The organism is Streptomyces sp. NBC_00631, from assembly GCF_045206895.1.
Classification (GTDB): Bacteria; Actinomycetota; Actinomycetes; order Streptomycetales; family Streptomycetaceae; genus Streptomyces.
The window spans coordinates 4,147,772-4,166,035 of record NZ_CP107734.1 but is presented as its reverse complement, the minus strand read 5'-3'; the positions used below and the strand labels follow the sequence as shown (position 1 = coordinate 4,166,035).

Annotated in this window: 12 protein-coding genes; 6 read left to right on the top strand and 6 right to left on the bottom strand. The window is 65.0% G+C overall.

The features are described 5' to 3' along the window. Positions 1 to 6: 6 nt before the first annotated feature. From OHB00_RS19080 to OHB00_RS19060, 5 genes are all read right to left on the bottom strand, one after another. Entirely contained in the window at positions 7 to 807 is an 801-nt protein-coding gene (locus tag OHB00_RS19080; protein WP_406436094.1) for a phosphoadenosine phosphosulfate reductase, read from the bottom strand. Positions 808 to 1,035: 228 nt separating this feature from the next. Next, a complete protein-coding gene (locus OHB00_RS19075) occupies positions 1,036 to 1,683 on the bottom strand; it encodes a hypothetical protein (RefSeq protein ID WP_406436093.1) in 648 nt (215 codons plus the stop codon). A gap of 85 nt (positions 1,684 to 1,768) precedes the next feature. Beyond that, positions 1,769 to 2,665 (bottom strand): phospholipase D family protein, encoded by an 897-nt coding sequence (locus OHB00_RS19070; RefSeq protein WP_406436092.1) that lies wholly within the window; start codon positions 2,663 to 2,665, stop codon positions 1,769 to 1,771. Beyond that, positions 2,662 to 4,545: an ATP-binding protein gene (locus OHB00_RS19065; protein WP_406436091.1), complete on the bottom strand. Its 1,884-nt coding sequence runs from the start codon at positions 4,543 to 4,545 to the stop codon at positions 2,662 to 2,664. Before OHB00_RS19065 ends, OHB00_RS19070 begins: the two co-directional genes overlap by 4 nt. Then, a complete protein-coding gene (locus tag OHB00_RS19060) occupies positions 4,542 to 6,116 on the bottom strand; it encodes a DEAD/DEAH box helicase (RefSeq protein ID WP_406436090.1) in 1,575 nt (524 codons plus the stop codon). The genes OHB00_RS19065 and OHB00_RS19060 overlap by 4 nt, the downstream gene beginning before the upstream one ends. 489 nt (positions 6,117 to 6,605) lie before the next feature. Here OHB00_RS19060 and OHB00_RS19055 point away from each other — a divergent pair, with 489 nt between their 5' ends. The 6 genes from OHB00_RS19055 to OHB00_RS19030 all read left to right on the top strand — a co-directional run bounded on the left by OHB00_RS19055 (position 6,606) and on the right by OHB00_RS19030 (position 16,656). Beyond that, a complete protein-coding gene (locus OHB00_RS19055) occupies positions 6,606 to 7,814 on the top strand; it encodes a cysteine desulfurase family protein (RefSeq protein WP_406436089.1) in 1,209 nt (402 codons plus the stop codon). A gap of 54 nt (positions 7,815 to 7,868) precedes the next feature. Beyond that, a complete protein-coding gene (locus OHB00_RS19050; protein ID WP_406436088.1) occupies positions 7,869 to 8,999 on the top strand; it encodes a DUF4007 family protein in 1,131 nt (376 codons plus the stop codon). A gap of 401 nt (positions 9,000 to 9,400) precedes the next feature. Further along, positions 9,401 to 12,595, top strand: a complete 3,195-nt coding sequence (locus OHB00_RS19045; RefSeq protein ID WP_406436087.1) for an ATP-binding protein — start codon at positions 9,401 to 9,403, stop codon at positions 12,593 to 12,595. Beyond that, on the top strand, positions 12,592 to 13,425 hold the full coding sequence (locus tag OHB00_RS19040; protein ID WP_126272101.1) for a phosphoadenosine phosphosulfate reductase family protein: 834 nt from the start codon (positions 12,592 to 12,594) through the stop codon (positions 13,423 to 13,425). The genes OHB00_RS19045 and OHB00_RS19040 overlap by 4 nt, the downstream gene beginning before the upstream one ends. Positions 13,426 to 13,851: 426 nt before the next feature. After that, positions 13,852 to 14,655 (top strand): hypothetical protein, encoded by an 804-nt coding sequence (locus tag OHB00_RS19035; protein WP_406436086.1) that lies wholly within the window; start codon positions 13,852 to 13,854, stop codon positions 14,653 to 14,655. Positions 14,656 to 14,658: 3 nt separating this feature from the next. Further along, the gene (locus OHB00_RS19030) at positions 14,659 to 16,656 is read left to right on the top strand and encodes a DNA sulfur modification protein DndB (protein ID WP_406436085.1); all 1,998 of its coding nucleotides are present in this window, start codon (positions 14,659 to 14,661) and stop codon (positions 16,654 to 16,656) included. 210 nt (positions 16,657 to 16,866) lie between these two features. Here the strand turns inward: OHB00_RS19030 and OHB00_RS19025 are convergent, their stop codons facing one another. Beyond that, the gene (locus OHB00_RS19025) at positions 16,867 to 18,243 is read right to left on the bottom strand and encodes a DUF317 domain-containing protein (protein WP_406436084.1); all 1,377 of its coding nucleotides are present in this window, start codon (positions 18,241 to 18,243) and stop codon (positions 16,867 to 16,869) included. Positions 18,244 to 18,264: the final 21 nt, after the last annotated feature.

The following is an 18,264-nucleotide window of genomic DNA, read 5'->3' as shown; positions in this document are numbered from 1 at the left end:
TAGGTATCAGGTCATGCACCAGCCGGAGTCACACGCTCCCTCATCCTCATCGACGTCACCTTCCCCCGGGCTCTCATCGGGGATGGCCTGTGTGAGCGGGACGCCGTACCTCGTGAGGTAAACGTCATCCCGGCCGAGCGCGGCCCGTCGGCGGTTGATTGTCTCCTCGAGCCGGACCGACCGAGCGAACAGCTCGGGCTCGTGCCTGCGCTGGTGACGCCAGGCGTCGACGGTTCGGAAGGGGCAGAAGAAGCAGGAACTCTTGGGCGGTACCGGCAGGCCGGCCTCGGTGATGATGCGCTCGCAGTCGTCTCGGCGCAGCCCGAGGTCGAGGAGGGGGTACTCGATGACCTCGTGGGCTTCCCTCCGCCGACGGTTGGCGCGATGGATCTCGTCGAGCGAAATGCCGATGCCGACCGCCGCCGGTGCCTTCGCGGTGGCGCCATGCTCCCGAAGCCACCGCCCGACCACTTTGATCTTGAAGTCTGCGGTGCAATTACGGCGGCCAGGAGCGCCGTTGGCCATACGGACCGGGATGGGGATTGACCGGGTATCTGGCCGGTTCAGCCGCTGCATGAGGGTTTCCGTAGCCCCGTCACGGCGCTGTCGCTTGAGCTCGTGGATGTCCAAGCCCGCACGCGTGGCATACGGGATGGCGATCTCGCGAACGTACGCGAGGGTCGCCGGGTGCTCGCTGTCGTCCCCGACATTGGCGAAGAGGAAGCTGGGGAAGTCGATCTTGCGCTGGGCAGCCAGCACCAGCAGCGCGGTCGACTGGACGCCGCCTCCGTAGGAGATGACCCTCATCGGGCATTCACCTGACGGGTGAGCGGCCGGGTCGAGGACAGCCCGTGGGCCTGTTTCCGTCGGGTTGTCGTGGTGGGCTCCGGGGGTGCGTGACAAGATCGGCATGTGAGAGACAGTATTGATTGAGGGGAGGGTTATCAAGTGTTCCTCTCGCAGCTGTCGGCGAACACCGCCTAGTTGCGACATCGCGTTCTGGGGATCCGTTCCAGTCGGGACGGGAAAGGCCGACTAAGGTCGCGGCTCGATGACCACAGAGTGTCCCTCTGCCAGGACTGCTGCCAGGAACTCAGCCGCGGCAGCCTGATCGGCACCGGTGAATGTCCGCGCTGCGGGCGGGACCTTGCGCGACGGCTGCGAGAAAGGCGCTCTCTGCCTTCGCCCGCGTGGTTTCTGCGGGGCGCGGTGACCTGTACGCAGCAGCTCGACCTCGGACGCAAGGATGGTGCGCTGACGCAGTTGCGCATCATCCAGGATGGTCTCCAGCAGCCAGAGAGGGGAGCCGGAGAGGGTCAGGTCAGCCTCGGCGATCTGTCGCCGGTTACGCCATCGGGAGATCGCCTGCGCGTCCCGCGCGAGGATGCGGGCGACCTCCTGGATGCCGAGGATGACCGGGAGGTCCCGCTTGTCCTGGACCTCGTAGCCGCGAGGGATGCTGGTCTTGTAGGCCGTGAGCCGGTCTTGCGCTACGTGGCGGTCGCCGACGCCGTCGAGCCGCATTACCGTCGCCAGCAGCCAGTACGGGTTGCCGGACGCGACCAGGTCAGGTGCGGCGAGCGCGCCCTCTGTCCGCCATTTCTGCGAAGTTTGGCGCTCTACTCGATAGAGGGAGGCGATTTCTGCATGCCCCAGCAGGAACGGGACCCGAACCTGTGCCATGAGGGGCCTTCCCATCACCTTCGTCTCCGTGGGGTGGCGTTGAGCGGGGGAGTTGCTCCGCCGCTCAACGCCGTGCACGCAGATCTTAGGTGTGCTCCCGTCCTGGCCGCAGCTCCCACGAGCCCACCTCGGTGTAATAGCGGCCGAAGTGCTGCAGCCAGGCTGCGAGGGTCTCGGTCGTCCTCCGTGCCTGGTCTTCTGGGTCTCCTGTCCGTTCCACGATGGCCTTCTGGAGCTCGATGTTGCTGAGGCGCTCGCCGACGAGCAGCTTGTGGAGTTCTGGGATGGCGTGCAGCCGAGCCTCGACCGCCGTGTTGAAGTCGTGCTCCGCCAAACCTGCCGGGACATCGAGCATGGCAAGGTCCTGGATGATGCCAGCCTCAACCGGCGAGGTGAATCGTGTTCGCCCGCTGTAGAGCGCGAACACGTTCTCCGGGCGCCTCGTCTCCGGGTACCAGAGTGGGGCGGGTTCGCCCTCGGCCGGGGACGTGATGCGTTCCTCCCTCAGAAGTTCTGCCTGCTGCCGGACAAGGGCGGCCACCACGGGTGTGGCCGCTGCCGAGCGGGACTCGATCAGGCTGAGAACGCGCTGCACTTCGGGATGTGTGAGGGGCACATCCAGCAAGAGCTCCACGTTGGCGTTGGGGACTCGGCCGGTGGCCTTGCCGGTCAGGTTCGCGGATCCGACCAGGCATCGGTCATCGGCGACGTAGATCTTGGCATGCAGCGACGGGCAGAGAGTGATCTGCACGCGCTCGTCCCGCTCCGCCGCCTCGATGATCTCGGGATCGGAGACCCCGGCGGCTACCTCCGCGGGAGTCCAGCGCGTGACGCATTCGATCGTCTCCACCGAGGCCGGCACCGAGGCGAGGGTTGCCTCGAAGACGGCCTTTTTGATGAAGGGCGCCACGAGGATCACTCGCGTGGTGGCGCCCTTCATCAGGTCGGCTATCTGCTGCCAGACGTGGTCCGGCTGCGTCACTCGTCATCGCTCCCGTCTTCGATGAAGTCGCGGGCGTAGCGGCCCCAGTCGCGCCGGGCGTCCGAGATCCTGGCTCGGTCCCGCTTGTTGGGGATCTCGTCCTCCATGCGGGCCCAGGAGAAGACGAGGAGTTTGAAGGTGTCGGAGGCGCGGGCGAGGCGTTGGCGGAGTTCGGCCTCGCCCGCGTCTTCGGGTACGTCTTCAAGGACGGTCATCAGCTCGCTGTGCAGCGGGTGTTCGGTGTTGAAGATCACCTGCAGCATGCCGGCCATGAGGTCGATGTTGAAGAACGCCGTGGAGTCCTGCGGGCTGGAGATCCAGCGGACACGCCAGTCTTTCTCCAGTGCCTCGTCGACCATGGACTGGGCGGTGTCCTCGTCGAGGTGGTGTCGCTCGGTGAGCGCCGCGAACTGCTCCTGGCGCTTGTCGTTCTCGGTGGCTTCCTCTGCCAGGCGGTCGGTCGTTCCCGTGTGACCGTCCTCCTGCCGGCGCTTCACCGCGTCCGTTGCCTTGGACGTGACGACGTCGTCGTGGCGCTTCTTGCCTCCCCGGTTGCCCAGCGTGTGCTGCTTCAGCTTCCGCCGCATTTTGGGCAGCAGGTTCTTCTCCAGGTAGAGCGCGAGATCGATCAGGGGCAGGCGCGGGTCGCCGAATTCGGCGATGCGGTCCTTGAACGCCTTGGGCGTCTCGTCCCCCTCGGCCTCGGCCGTCCAGTCGAAGTGGGCGAGAGACGAGAAGACCGTGGCGGTCTGCTTGTTGTTCGTGACGCCGAAGATGTCGTCGAGCTCCGGGGGGAATTCCACCTCGATGCCCCACCAGCGCTCGACGGGGTCGTACCCGATGGCCCACTTGGAATCGAGGTCGAGTTCGCGGCCCTGCCGGACCAGGGAAATCCCGATGTTCCGTCGAGCATGTTGACCCCATGGGTGGAAACCGGCGTCGCGGTTGGGGTTCGCGTTGTCGGGCCACGGGTGACCTTCGACGTCGGCGCGGCGGGCCTCGGGCCGGGCGATGGATGCCCGCACCTTCACGTTGTGCTTCGTCCCGTCGACCGTGATCGGGAAGTAGGCGACCCCGGGTTCCTTCTCGTTGCCCATGTCGAAGGGTTCGAACATGGGCTTGTTCCCGAACGGGGGCGGGGTCCCGGTTGAGTCCATGAGGTACAGGGGGTCGTTGGGCTCGGCGAAGTACGCCCCGTTGTCTCCTTCGAGGACCTTTCCTTCGCGGACCGGCGCCATCTTGATCTCCACCCTGCCGTCGTGGAGGTAGTGCCGGTACACACGGCCAATCAGCTCGGCAGTGTTCCGCAGGGTGGCGCCGGCGCCGTGCCATTTGACCCGGTCGAGGTCCGACCAGACCACGAGGGTGCCGGTGGTGCCCAGGGGTGCTTCGCTGAGGTCGCTCCAGTACTCCGGCACGGGGCGGTGCACGGGGCTGGGGACGTCGTCGAGTCCGCCGTTGATCTCCTCAAGGTCGAGGTAGGTGTACATGGCGTTCGGGGACCCATTGGTCCAGGACCAGACCTCGACCCTGGTGCACTGGGACATGCTGGAGTTGGGCAGCCCCATGCCGAAGCGTCCGATGCGGTTGCGGTCGCCCCCGAGGCCGTCGCCGTACTTCAGGGCGCGCCGCAGGAGTTCGGCGTCCATGCCCTTGCCGTTGTCGAGGACAGCTATGGCGTCCACCCGGTGCCTGGTCTGGGTGGCGCCCTGCACCGGGCTCTCACAGGCGAAGACCTGAACCAGTGTGGCTTCCGCGTCGATGCTGTTGTCGATCAGCTCGGCGAGCGCATAGGCGGTGTTCTTGTAGCCGCTGTCGCGCATGGCCTTGACGGTCAGCGAAGGGCTGACGATCCGGTATTTGCTTCCCTCGCCGGTCACGCGGTCTCCCATACGTCTTCCCAGTTGGTGAATGCCTCGGCCACGTCTCCGAACCCCGGCAGCTCCGGGTCGACGACGGTGACGATCTCGCAGGTGGCGGTTCCGCCGGCCTTGGGGCCGCGGATCACCCGGCCGACCATCTGGCTGTACAGGACCAGCGACTTGGTCGGTCGGGCGATGACGGCAGCACTGGCCGCCGGGGCATCGAAGCCTGTGGTCAGGACCCCGAAGTTGCACAGAATCATGGGGCGTCGCCCGGCGCCCTTGAAGCGTCTGATGGCATCGTTGCGGTGGCGGGGCGAGGACTCGCCGGTGACGAAGTCGGCATCGAGGCCGAGCGCCGACAGGACGGCGGCGATCAGGCGGCAATGGTCAACGGAGGCCGCGAATACAAGGATCCTGCGGTGCTGGCGTTCCAGTAGCTCCAGCACGGTCTGGACGACCTTGAGGTTCCACTGCTCGTCGCTGGCCAGCGACGCGATGATGTCCGACGGGATGTCGAACGACTTCGCGAGCAGCTGCTGATCGCGCGCGGACAGATGCAGGCCGGCTTCGGAGGCGACGGTCTTCATGATGGGCTTGGCCAGGTAGCCCTGTTCGATGAGGGCGCTTACCGGGTTGCTGTATCCGTCGATCTGCAGCATGACCTTCTGGCGGGCGAAGAAGTCCGACAGTCGCTCATCTTGCGTGACGTCCGCCCAGGTCCGGCCGGGGGTGGCCGTCAGGCCCAGCAAGCTGGCATCGGGGCGGATGGTGAGGGCGTCCACCACTCGCTGGTAGGTCGGCGCGATGATCTGATGAGCCTCGTCGAAGACTGTGAGGGTGCTGCGCGATGCGAGTTTACGGAGAAGCTCCGGATCGCTCTTGTCCGCGGAGACGGCCTTCTCCAGCCCAAGGATGACAAGGCCGTCCGTCAGCGCCTCCACATCGGTGGGCGCCTCACCCCACATCCGGACGACCGAAATCGGACGGTCGCCGAGCTTGGACCACGCTCGCTCGAACTCCGCAGCCGCCTGCTCCAGCAGTTCCTGTCCACGCGCCAGCCACACCACGAGCGTGGGCTCGTGCTGCCGCAGATGGTCGGCGATCAGGTTCATTCCGGTACGGGTCTTGCCCACGCCTGTCGGCAGGTGAAGGACAACCCGCCGCGGCCCGTCGTACAGCAACTCCTTCACGCGTGCGGCTGCGCGCCGCTGGTGGGGGAACAATCCGTACTCGGGTTCGGAGTTTTGCCGAAAGAGCGGGGGCAGCGCAGGTGCCCTGTCGACGCTGAAGCCGAAGAACTCCAGCAGCTCCCGTTGCTGCTCACTCGCCCACTTCAGACCGTTCAGGTAGACCAGGGCATCGGTGCCCGCGCCGTCCGCCCCAAGACGTTGGGCAAGCTCTGTCTGCTTGTCGGCGGGCAGGAGCCGTAGCAGCTCCTCGCGGTCCGTCTGATTGGGCACGAGCTTCTCGGCGTCCACCGCCACGGCAGCGACTGCCCGGAGCCGCTCATCGCCGGCGCTTCCGCCGTCGATGAGGTCGAGCAGAGCGCACATGTGCTTGCCGAGCCGCTCGCGGATGTACGGCATGGGAGCGCTGTCCAGCACGGCTTGGAAGGACATACCGGGCGACCACGCTGTCATCGATTCACCACCCCTGCGGAACAGGGGAGATTTCCCCCAATGTCTGAATGACCGTCAACTTCCGGAGCCCCCGCCTCAGTTTGTGCATGCAGAGCTGTCCGCAACCCTGAGTCGCCCCAGAGTTACAGTGCCCGATCACCATAAACCCACGCACTGACACTCGGATCTCAGCGATTGATATTCGCAGCTCAGGGGTGCTGATGAGGTGTGGTCGGTCCCTTAGAGGATCCCGTGCCGCCTCTGTGCCGATGCCCTTTCCCGATATCGGTTGCAGGCGCCCAAGCAATAGGGAACATTCGTTCGAGTTACAGTTTGCGCTCCGGGCTGAGTGTCGGTTTCGCGGACTGATCGATCTCGATCGCTACGATCGCGACTCACTCCTGGTGCCGCCCCCGGTGCGCACGTCCGGGTTCCACCAGGAGTAGATTGTGTGCGGTGCTGAGCGAGACGAGGTGGGGCATGAGGGATGAGTCTGATGGGCCGGTTTCGGCGTATCTCGACTACAACGCGACGGCGCCAATTCGGCCCGAGGCGTTGGCGGCCGTTGTGGACGCCCTACAGGCCGTCGGTAACGCGTCGAGTGTGCATCACCCCGGCCGGGACGCCGCCCATCGCGTAGAGGTCGCTCGTCGGCACCTTGCTGACCTGCTGAACTGCTCGTCCGGGGAGATCATCTTCACGTCGGGGGCAACCGAAGCGAACAATCTCGCGCTGCGCGCGGCTCACCGCCGCGAGGCCCGGATTGTGACGAGTGGTGCAGAGCACCCTGCGGTGCTGGAGACAGTCCGGGATCTGGCCCAAAACGAGCCGGGATCGCTGACCGTCTTGCCGATGCGGGCGGACGGCCTGGTGGAAACTGTGGCCCTGGAGGAAGAGCTCGGCCGGGGCGACGTCAGTCTCGTCTCCCTGATGGCGGCCAATAATGAAACCGGGGTTCTCACCGACCTCGCGCCGGTCGTCAAGGCGGCGCATGCCGCAGGCGCGCTGGTCCACACGGACGCCACACAGATGATCGGCCGGCTGCCCCTGGACCTTTCCGAAGTGGACGTCGATCTTCTGTCCCTGTCGGCCCACAAGTTCGGCGGCCCTCAAGGCGTTGGCGCACTGTTCGTACGACGCGGCACACCGTTGCCGTTCAGGCCGCTGATCACCGGTGGCGGGCAGGAAAAGGGGTGGAGGGCCGGCACCCTCAACGTGCCCGGGATCGCCGGTGCCGGAGCTGCCGCTGCAGCCGTCAGCCGTGACCTTGCCGACGACGTCGCCCGCGTGACCCAACTGCGCGATCAGCTCGAACACATGGTGACCACGGCTGTGGACGGATGCCGCATCAACGGCCAACAAGCCCCCCGCCTGCCCGGCGTGGCGAGCATCACCTTCGCGGGTGCCCCCGCCGACGCAGTCATGGCCGCCATGCCGCACATAGCCGCATCCGACGGAAGCGCCTGCGCCTCGGGAGCCCCAACTCCCAGTCACGTCTTGCTCGCTATGGGGCTGAGCCGGGAGGAAGCAGAGTGCACTGTGCGCTTCTCCCTCGGCTACGCCACAACCGCAGACGAGACCGCCGCAGCTGCCGAGGCGGTGGTGCGTGCGGTCCACCAGGTGCGCGCCGCCATGGCAACGACAGCCGGCGCCGCTGCTCACTGACTTCAGCAGTTCCCTTTATCTCTTCTATCTCTTCTTGTATTGAGAGGCCCTCGTATGGCAGACAGCAGGCTCGCGGAAGCCGCACATTCCAGCTTCGCGCGCCATGAGACCTTCGCCCCCCGCTTCGGCTGGCTGCATAAGGCGTACATGCAGGTCAAGGACAATCCGGCTGCTTTCCTTGCCGAAGATGCTCCGGTCCTGCTAGGCGTGGGTAAGAACATGGTCCATGCCATGCGGTACTGGTCAAAGGCGTTCAAGCTGACCCGCGAGCACGCCGACCCGGCGGGTAAGACGAAGGCCCAGTACGCGTCCCCGACTTGGGAAGCGCGGTGGCTGCTCGACGAGAAGGATGGCGCCGATCCCTACCTTGAGGAACCTGGCAGCTTGTGGCTGTTGCACTGGTGGCTCGTGTCGTCGCGGCCGGGCGCCAAATGCTGGGCCCCCGCTTGGTACACAGCGTTTCACCTTGCTCCGTTCTCTCGCTTCACTGTCGCGGATATGACGCAGGTCGTGACGCGGCATGTCAACTTCTCCTTCAGTGATGGACCGGTTGAGGCGTCGATCACCCGAGACGTCGAGTGTCTGACCAAGATGTATGCGCGCACGCCGGTCGAACAAAGCGGTTCCCGCGCCACCTATGAAGACCTATTGGCCTGTCCTTTCCGTGAGCTGGACTTGCTGACCTCCGTGGGCACCCGGGGAAAGCAGGAGTGGCAGTTCACCACTGGCACGCGCACCTCTCTCCCGGCCCACGTCCTGGTCTACGCCTGCCTCGACTACGCCGCCCGCGACACCCAGGGTTCCGGCTCCATCTCTCTGGCGCGACTTGCCAACGAGCCCGGAGCGCCCGGCCGGGCCTTCCGGGTCCGGGAGCCTGAGATCGTCGCCGCCCTCGACAAGGTCGCCGTGGGTCGCCCGGAACTCAACAGGGTGGACGCCGTCGGCCAGCGGACCATGTCCTTCTCCAGCGATCCGAGGGCGCTCGCCTGGAACATCCTCGACGAGCAGTACGACCACGTCACCCGGCGCCCCGGCTTTCCCACCCGGGACGAATGGAGCGCGCAGTACCCGCAGTTGGCCGAAGCAGAGGAGGCCGAGAAGGCCGAGAAGGCCGAGAAGGCTGAGAAGGCCGAACGCAAGTCCCAGGACCACCAGCAGCAGTTCACGACTCAGGAGAACGCGTGACTACCGCAGCTCCCACGCGGACCTCCCGCACCCCGCAGGACGAGGCAACCCCTCAGTTCCCGGCTGGTATCGAACTGGTCGGCTCTCAGATGCGCTCGACCAACCTCGAACGCGACGTCGAGGACGAACTGCACGGACCGTATGTCGGCGCGAAGGCAGTTGACGTACTGGAGCGCATCGCCAACGCTGTCGGCGACCTGCGGCGTCCCCGCGCGTGGTCCTTCACCGGACCCTACGGCTCCGGGAAGTCCACGCTGGCTAACCTGATCGACGCGCTTCTCGGCCGCGACGAGGACCGCCGCGACGAGGCTCACCGGATCCTTGCGGACACCAGCCCAGCCCTCGCCGAGCGTCTCGCCACGGCTCGGGCCGAGCGGACGGGAACCGGGTTCCTCGGAGCCGTGGCCACCGCGCGGCGGGAACCGCTGGTCGCCACTGTGACCCGTGCGCTGGAGACCGCGGCAAAGCGCCGCTGGGGCAAGCGCATCCCGAAGAACATCGCCGCAGCACTCGCGGCCTGCGAAGACCCGACGACGACAGGGCCGAAGACGAAGCAGGTCATGGCCGCCATCAAGGCCCTGACCGACAATCAGCAGCCGCTCCTGCTGATCATCGACGAGTTCGGCAAGACCCTCGAACACCTTGCCGGACACAACGAATTCTCCGGCGCCGAGCACGATCTCTTCCTCCTGCAGGAGCTCGCAGAGCACAGCGCCGGGCCCAACGGCCTGCCCGTCTTCCTGGTAACCCTGCAGCACCTGTCGTTCATGGACTACGCGTCACGGTCCAGTGAGCTCAAAATCCGCGAATGGGCAAAGATCCAGGGCCGCTTCGAGGACGTCACCTTCGTCCCGCACCACGGCGACTCCCTGCAGCTCCTGCGCCGGCGTCTCGACCACTCCGCGGTCGACGCAGCGGGCCAGGACCTCATCCGCGCCTCGGCCCAGGCATCAGCCCTCGCGTGGAAGAACCACGGTCTGAACGTCCTTACCGAGCTGTCCAGCGACGACTTCGCCGGCCTCTACCCGTTGCACCCACTGACGGCGATCGCTGCGCCGATCCTGGCGGCGCAAATCGGCCAGCACGACCGCAGCCTGTCGGGCTTCCTCAACAGCGGAGAGCCCAACACCGTCCGTGACTCGCTGGCCGCACACTCCCAGCCGGATGCTGAACATGCCAGCACGGTGCAGCTGCCACAGCTGTACGACTACTTCCTCAACTCCGGCCGGACCTCTCTGCTCGCGGCCTCCAACGCCGGCCGCTGGATCGAAGTCGACGCGCGTATCAAGGAAGCCAACGGACTGCCCGACGCCGACCAGGCGCTGCTGAAGACCATCGGCGTTCTGAACCTCATCGACGCCGACGGCGCGCTCAGCGCCACCAGCGAGATGATCCACCTCGCGCTCCACGACCCCACCGACCTGACGGACGCAGGCGCCTTCGCCGGCCTTGAGGAGCAGCTCGCCGACCTCGTCCGCCGCGGCTTCCTCGTCCACCGGGAATTCAGCGGTGAGTACCGTGTCTGGCAGGGCACAGACTTCGACATCGACGCCCGCTTGAAGGAGATCATCAGTCACCTCGACGATGCCTCCATCGTCCAGCGCCTGGGCGCACACCTCCCCAGCGCCGTGGTCGCCGGCCGCCACAGCCAGGTCACCGGGATGATGCGGGTGTTCCTCACCGCCGTCAGCGGCCCAGAGACCCGCGAGATCCAGGCGCCGGACGAGCTGAAGGACCCGGCCGACGGCCTCCTCGTCTTCCACCTCGGCGCCCGGGACCAGCTGCCCACCGTCAACTCGACGTTGCCGGTGATTCTCGGAACAACCACGCACCCCGACGTGGTACTCAACTCCGCCACGCACCTCATCGCTCTGAAAGAGCTGCTCGAAGACAAGGAACTCGATCACGTCGCCCGGCGCGAGGTCACCGACCGAGCCGTCCAGGCGGAGGCCGAGCTGCGGGAGGTCATTCAGACGGCGTTCTACCCGCCGACCCAGGACGCCACCTGGGACCTGTGGAACGCCGGCTTGGCCCCCGAGGCGTCTCCCGACAGCTCGAGCCTGCCGGCCCGCAGCCTCAGCGGCCTCGTCTCCCTCGCCTGCGAAAATGTCTTCCCGCACACCCCGCACATTCGCAACGAGATGCTCGGGCGGCACTCGCTCACCAGCAACGCCGCCCGTGCCCGAAGCGATGTGCTGGACGCGATGCTCACCCGCTCCGGCGAGCAATACCTGGGCTTCGACGCGACGGCCGGAAGGTACGGTCCGGAGCGAGCCATCTACAGCGGCGCGCTGGCCTACCTCGGCCTGCACCGGGCCAACAGCACCATCCAGGCAGAGAATTCCACCAGCAGCCTGCTGCCGTACGGCTTCTCCGCTCCAGGCGAGGGCCACGAGCACGCCCAGCCCGTCTGGGAGGCGCTGCAGAAGGCGCTGGACGCAGCAACCCGGCGTACCAGCCTCGACCAGATCATCCGGGTCCTGATGAGCCCGCCCTACGGGGTGAAGGCCGGTGTCTGGCCTCTGCTGGTCGTCACCGCCCTGGTGATCCGCCGACACGATGTCGCCCTCTTCGAAGAAGGCTCCTACCTGCCCCGGCTGACGCCGGACGTCGTCGACCGCATCCTCGCCGCCCCAGCCCGCTTCGACGTGAAATACACGCCGGTAGGACAGGGGCAGCGCGCCAGCGTGATCAAGAAGCTCCTGGTGTCTTTGAAGGTCGAACCACCACGCTCACAGGCACTGCGCAACCCTGATCTGCTGTCCGTAGCCAGGGCGTTGCTCGAACGCGTCATGGTTTTGAACAGCTACGCTCGCAAGACCAAGCGCATCTCTCCGGATGCACTCGCCGTGCGCAACGCCCTGGCAGACTCCCAGGATCCAGACGATCTGCTCTTCAGGGCTCTGCCCAAGGCGCTGGGCCTCGCCCCCATCGAAGCCGGCACCCGCGCCAACGCGGCAGCCGCCACGGAGTATGCCGACCGGCTGACCGCAGCGGCAGACGAGATCACCGGAATCGAAGGCACGCTGCGGGAAGAAGTGGTCGCGGTTCTCGCCGAAGAGTTCCGTCTGCCCACGACGCTTCCCGAGCTGCGGTCGACACTCGCGGCGCGGCTGAGCGGCTTCGCCACGGTGTCACTGAACCCGGAGCTGCGGGGCTTCGTCGACTTCGTGCTCAGCGAGAGCCTCGCTGACGAGGACTGGCTCGACCCGATCGTCGTCCGTCTCACCAACAAGGCACTCGGAGACTGGGATGACCGGGACGCAGGCATCTTCCCTCGCCTTGCACGCGAGATGTCCGCATCCCTCGACCGCGTCGCCCACCTCTACCAGGACAGCAGCGAGCCCCGCGAGCAGGAAGTAAATCTGGAGACGCGGCTGTTGACCTTGACGGACAAGACAGGGGCGGAACGACGGACGCTGATCTACGTGCCGGAACAGTCCCGCGGCCAGGCCGACCAGCTGGCGGCCGACGTACTGCAGCAGGCTGAGCAGGCCCTCGGACCCGACGGTGCACGGATCCTGCTCGCAGCTCTTGCGCAACGCGTTGCTGACGGGCCGGCTGTCACAGCAACTGACACGAAGGAGGGGGCATGACGGATCCAGTCACCCAGGAGAAGGTTCGCCACGTCCTGGGGATCTCAGGCGGCAAGGACTCGTCGGCGCTTGCCATCTACATGCGCGATCGCGTGCCGGAGATGGAGTACTTCTTCTGCGACACCGGTGCCGAACTGCCAGAGACGTACGAGTACCTCAACCGGCTGGAAGCGGCCCTCGGTAAGCCCATCGAGCGACTCAACGCCGACCGGGACTTCGATCACTGGATGGAGGTCTACCAGGGCACCCTGCCCAGCCCGCAGATGCGCTGGTGCACCAAGAACCTGAAGATCAAGCCGCTGGAGGAGTGGGTCGGAGACGACAAGGTCATCTCATACGTCGCGATCCGGGCCGACGAGAACCGCCTCGGCTACGTCAGCACCAAGCCGAACATCGATGCCGTCTTCCCCTTCCGCGAGGACGGTATCGACAAGGACGGCGTGATGCGCATCCTCGACGAGGCCGGCATTGGGCTCCCCGGCTACTACGAGTGGCGCACGCGTTCGGGCTGCTACTTCTGCTTCTTCCAGCGCAAGCACGAGTGGGTCGGTCTCAAGGAGCGCCACCCCGACCTGTACGACAAGGCTGTGGAGTACGAGGACAAGGTCCGGTTCCGCCACACGGCCATGAAGGGCCGCAACTACACCTGGTCACAGGGCGAGTCGCTCCCGGAGCTCATAGAGCGCAAGGATGAGATCGAGGCTAAGCACCAGGCGGCCCTGGACCGCGCGGCCAAGCGCGTTAAGCCGAACAGGCCCCTCCTGGAAGTCCTGTCCGACGCACTTGACTCCGACGATGACGAGGCCGGCTGCTCCGTCTGCCACCTCTGAGGCGTAGATACAGGTAAGTGGCCCGGCTCGGTCTGCCCAGCCGGGCCACTGCTCTTTCCGGGTAGTTAGCGCCCGCGAAGCCACCTGTGCCCCGGGCCGCCAGCGGTCAGTCAGACGGCGGCGGAACCAGTGGCAGGACCACTACTCAACTGGATGTCGCTCTGCGCGATGAGGCATCTTGTGGCGCCAGTCGGGCTGGAGGGAGGCAGGAACCTAAGCGCCGAACTGGGCGAACGTCACTGGCTAGCCCATGTGGATCCCGGAGCTGGTGTCCAGGAGTCTTTGGGGTGTCATCCCTTTCAGACCCTCATCCGCCACCAAGTCGGCAAGTTCCCACCGCAAGTTGAAGAGGTCAACTGCTAGGGTGTGGGATCGACTTCCGTTAGAGCGAGCGGATCCGCGCGTCCGTGCACCATGGGGGGATGGGTGTTTACTGCGTTCGAAACGCGCGTGCTGAACGTTCGCGAGTACTTGGCGATGGGACGGGAACGTTCCGAGCTGATACCAAGAGTGCCCGGCATCTATATCTGGACACTTGACTTCACTGATATCGGAAAGACAGCACTCGAGCACGAACCGGAAGACGTATTTTCTCTCATTCAGACGAGAATCAGCGCGCCCCGTGGTGAGCCACTCGAAATTGGAATGGTTGGACGGTATAGAAATGTCCTCATTCAGGATGTCCCGCCTGAGCTGACGCGTGCTTCAGCTGTCCGGGTGGAAGAGATGATAAAGGGTCGCAACCTGCATCTTGAATGGGCTTTTCTGTGCGCGACGCTGTTTCAGAGGCCGCTGTACGTAGGTAAGGCTGTCAACTTGTCGGTACGCCTAAAGGCGCACATGAAGTCGGACTCTCATCTCAGTGGCGAGCTTGAACGCCTGGGACTGACAGTCAATGACTGTGCGGTACTCATGCTCCCTGTGAAATCACCCGACAATATCGCGGACCTTGTGGCAGCTGAAGAGGAACGCGCTCGTGCCTTGCGGGCGGCTGGCGTGGCCCAACCGACCGCAAGGAATATGCTTAACGCAGGAGAATATGACGGCGCAGACGAGGACGATGACGCGGGTGACGATTTGGACGCCGAAGACGATGAAGCTCTCTTCTCGGACTCCGAACTTGACGCCGCAGCAGCACCCGAGTTGAGACAAGCAGATCAGCTGGTGCGTTTTGCTGAGTCGCTGACCATTCGCGCCGCCCACCCTTTGCTGAATATGAAGATGGACTAACCCATGAGCCTTTCGTCACTAAGCCGTCGGCGCCCAGCCTATACCGACCAATACTCCTACGTCCGAGGCGAATACGCCATCGGTGATGAGAAAGTACCCTACTTCTCCATCTCGATGACCATCAGGGAAGCAGATCAGTACCTGCGCCTGGCCCGGGAGCTAGCATTTAGTGACGACGAGCCCGTAAACCTCGAGGAACTGTTTCAGCGAACGGTTGACGAGGACCGTGCCGCCGGCCCGATCGCTACTTACTTGAGGCAACCCGGCTCGCTCAAGTTTTTCAACGCCTTCACCGTCGTCCTCCTGCCAGTCGATCCGGACAAGGCCGACACAGTCGCTGAAAGCTACATTGAAGACTCAGCCGCCCCGGCCGAAACCCCGGATGGTGATCTGGAGCGTACGTCGATCGGCCCCGTCCAAATCGACAACTTGCCCGGAACGGATATCGGGTTCATCCGGTGGAGTACTAAGCTTGCTCGTGCGGTGATTCTCGATGGCCAACACCGCTTCCTGGCCTTGAAGAAGATCCTCGACTCACCGCAGACCAACCTACTCAAGCCGGATACCACGAAAATTCCTGTACTTCTTTTGGTTCTTGACGAGAGAGCCGGATTCGTTCCTGCTCGAGATCAGGACAGGCTGCTCCATGCCTGCAGGAGCATTTTCGTCGCCCTAAACAAGCATGCCGTGGCGGTCTCAAAGACGCGCACATACCTGCTTGACGATCAAGACATCGTGTCCGTAAGTATGCGCCGTCTCTTGACGTCGGAAGTAGGAAATGGTCGCGACGGCCAAGATTCGATTGATCGAATTCCGCTGGCCCTCGTCGATTGGCACTCGGATCAGGCGAAATTCGATCGGGGTCTTCATCTTGCAAGTGTCCTCGGATTGCATGAAACCATCCGGCAGATCTATCCGAATCGTTGCGACGAGTCGGACTATGAGGGCCTACGTGAATATATCACCAAGGTGAGTGCGCTCATCGGCCCTACAGGTGATTCACGCTGGTCGGAGCTCGCCCTGCGTAATAGGGTGAGTAAGTATGAAGACGACGCATTGCCATTCATATTCTCTGCTGAAGAAGTATCTGCGGTTGCGGATGCTTTCGCGAGCGGTGTTGGGCAGGCGATCGTGCGCCCCCTCCTGCGGCTGGAGCCCTACAAAAAGCTACGGGAGGGCTATCAGGCGGCAGGGCTGATCGGCGGCCCCTTGGAGCTCTGGCTTGGCTTCGACAAGTACGGAAAGCAGGCATTCCAAACCCGCACGGGGAATGATCCGAGTGACCTTGCCCGTAGTATCGCGGAGAATGTGAAATCCGGCGATAACGCATTTGCCGTGATCTTTCAGCGCGGCATCCTCCTCTCGGCGGTCAGGTTTGATACCGCCCGGTCTGACTTTTCCGGCGAGTGGGAATGTTCATCGGATAGATTCGCTGTCCTTGATCGCTGGATCGAACGAATGAACGTGCGGGTTGCCCCCTATCTCGCCCACCCTGACTTCTGGCTAGGAACCGGAATTAAGGGTGACCGCAATGTCAACTACACTAAGGTGGGTGCCAATGGCGTCAAGGGACTGGTTTCCCTTGCGGTCATGTGCCCGATTGTCGAGCTGACAGGGAATGCGGCGACGCTCTCCGAGGGCGGTATCTCTTCAGAGACCCTAACGGGCTCTGAACAGCGCGCCTGGAAAATGATCTCAGATCCCGACAGTCCTTACTTGCGAGATGATCGAGTGATGGCGGACGCCGCAGAACACAGCCTTCAGTTTGCGGCGTATCGCTGGCTTGCTCAGCAATTTGAAACAATCGGTCGCGGACGGGCGCCGGGCGTTGTGGCTGGGGTTACCCGACAGGCATGCATCGAATATCGCAATGCGGCGAAAGCGTACGTCCAGAGCGAACTCCGTGCATCGGGCCTGCCAGTAGACGAAGAGGTCGTACTGCAAGGGGTTCTTGTCCTCGGCGCTCGCCGCCTGGCCCAGATCGCGCAGGCATCTGTCTGAACCCTCTCCAGCCCGCCCGTGAGTGGCGAGAGCGCTCTGCAGAGTGAATCCACGAGCGTCCCGCGCTGGGTTGCCGAGGGCGGGGGCTCATCGGCATTCAACGAGAGGAAGCCCCCGTGAAGCGGACAGACGCGGTACGGTGCGAGTGTGGCCCTGCGGCATCCCCCGTCCGCAGGGCCACACTGCTGTTCGCGTGCGTGAGTGCGCTGGTCAGCGACTTCGGCTCGCCTGAGGTCTGGCGTCGGTCGTCGCGATGGCCGGTGCGGTAGCGGTGAGACGCGGAGGCTGCCGCTGGGCGCCGGGGCTGAACTGCCGCGTGCCGGTGCCGTGCGCGAGTTCCTCGGCCAGGTCGGCGATCATGGGGGCGGGTGTGTAGGGGGAGGCGTGGATCGTCCAGGTGGGCTGGTCGATGGTGGGGCCGGCCCAGATGGTCCAGGTGGCGAGGGGGCTGTTCGGTTGCTGGGCGGCGAAGGCGTCGAACTGGACACCGGCATCCTGGGAGGCGTTCGTCCAGCGGAGCCAGCGTCCGTCCACGGTGTGTTTCCATCCGGCGTCAGCGAGGGGTTTCGTGGCGGCGGTGACGGTCTTCTCGTCAACGGGGCTCCCCAGGGCGGTGTCCCATCCGTCACCGTCGGCGAGGTGGTTCAGCAGTGTCTGGAGGATGGGGGTGGGGGCAGTGCCCGTGGCGGTCAGGTGCCACATGCGGTCGGACACTGGCGTCTCGTAGGCGGCCACGGTCCAGGCGGTCTCGCGGGGGTGGGCTTCGTGGATCCGCTCGATGCGCAGAGTCTGCGATTCGTGGATCGCGTGGGTGGTCTCGTCTGACCAGGTTCGCCACTTCTCCCATTCGCCGTGTGCGTCGAGGAAGGTGTCGAGGAGGGCATCGTGGTCGCCGGCATCGGCCAGGTAGGCCGCAACGGTCTCCGGCTCCGGGCGGGCCGGTTCGGGCTTGGCTGGGGTGAGGGCGAGCGGTGTGCGGGCTTCGGCGGCGGCGCGTTCGGTGTCGGTCAGGGGTGCTGGGCCGGGGCGCATGTCTGCAGCGTGAACCTTCTCGAAGGCGAGCATGGCTCCAGCGGGTGAGTCGAAGGTGTCGGCGACTTGCCGCAGGTGGTCCTCGCCGTGGAGGTAGACGGACTTGCCGTTGCGGCCGAGGTAGGTGCCGACCGCGACAGTGGTCTGGCCGTCGTTGGCGTGCGCGTGGATGAGGAGCTGGCCGTGGCGGATGTCGTCATGGATCTTCTGCGCCTCGTTGGAGACCTCTCGGATTTCGCTGCGGGTGCACCAGGGCATCGGGTAGTTCGCCCAGGTCCATTCCTCGTCCATGGCCTCCTGGAGCCGAGGGGTGATCTCGACGGTGATGCCTTTGGCGGTCAGGTGCTTGGCTGCGTCCTGGGCCCAGTAGGGCTCCTCGTGGTCGATGCGGACCAGGACCAGGACGCTGTCGGTGACGAGGGTCCAGTCGGCGGCCTCCAGGCCCAGGTGGGCGATGTGGGCCTGGGCGCCGGTCAGGACGGCGGTCACGGCGCTGGGATGGGTGGGGTGGGTGTCGAGGTGGACGTGGGCGTCGATGGGGAGTGTGGTGGTCACGTTGAGGTGGTCGTCTCTCCT

Bases quoted from the DNA above. Each gene is read 5' to 3' on its own strand.
- OHB00_RS19080 (WP_406436094.1), bottom strand. From the start codon at position 807: ATGAGGGTCATCTCCTACGGAGGCGGCGTCCAGTCGACCGCGCTGCTG.
- OHB00_RS19075 (WP_406436093.1), bottom strand. From the start codon at position 1,683: ATGGCACAGGTTCGGGTCCCGTTCCTGCTGGGGCATGCAGAAATCGCC.
- OHB00_RS19060 (WP_406436090.1), bottom strand. From the start codon at position 6,116: ATGCCGTACATCCGCGAGCGGCTCGGCAAGCACATGTGCGCTCTGCTC.
- OHB00_RS19050 (WP_406436088.1), top strand. From the start codon at position 7,869: ATGGCAGACAGCAGGCTCGCGGAAGCCGCACATTCCAGCTTCGCGCGC.
- OHB00_RS19040 (WP_126272101.1), top strand. From the start codon at position 12,592: ATGACGGATCCAGTCACCCAGGAGAAGGTTCGCCACGTCCTGGGGATC.
- OHB00_RS19030 (WP_406436085.1), top strand. From the start codon at position 14,659: ATGAGCCTTTCGTCACTAAGCCGTCGGCGCCCAGCCTATACCGACCAA.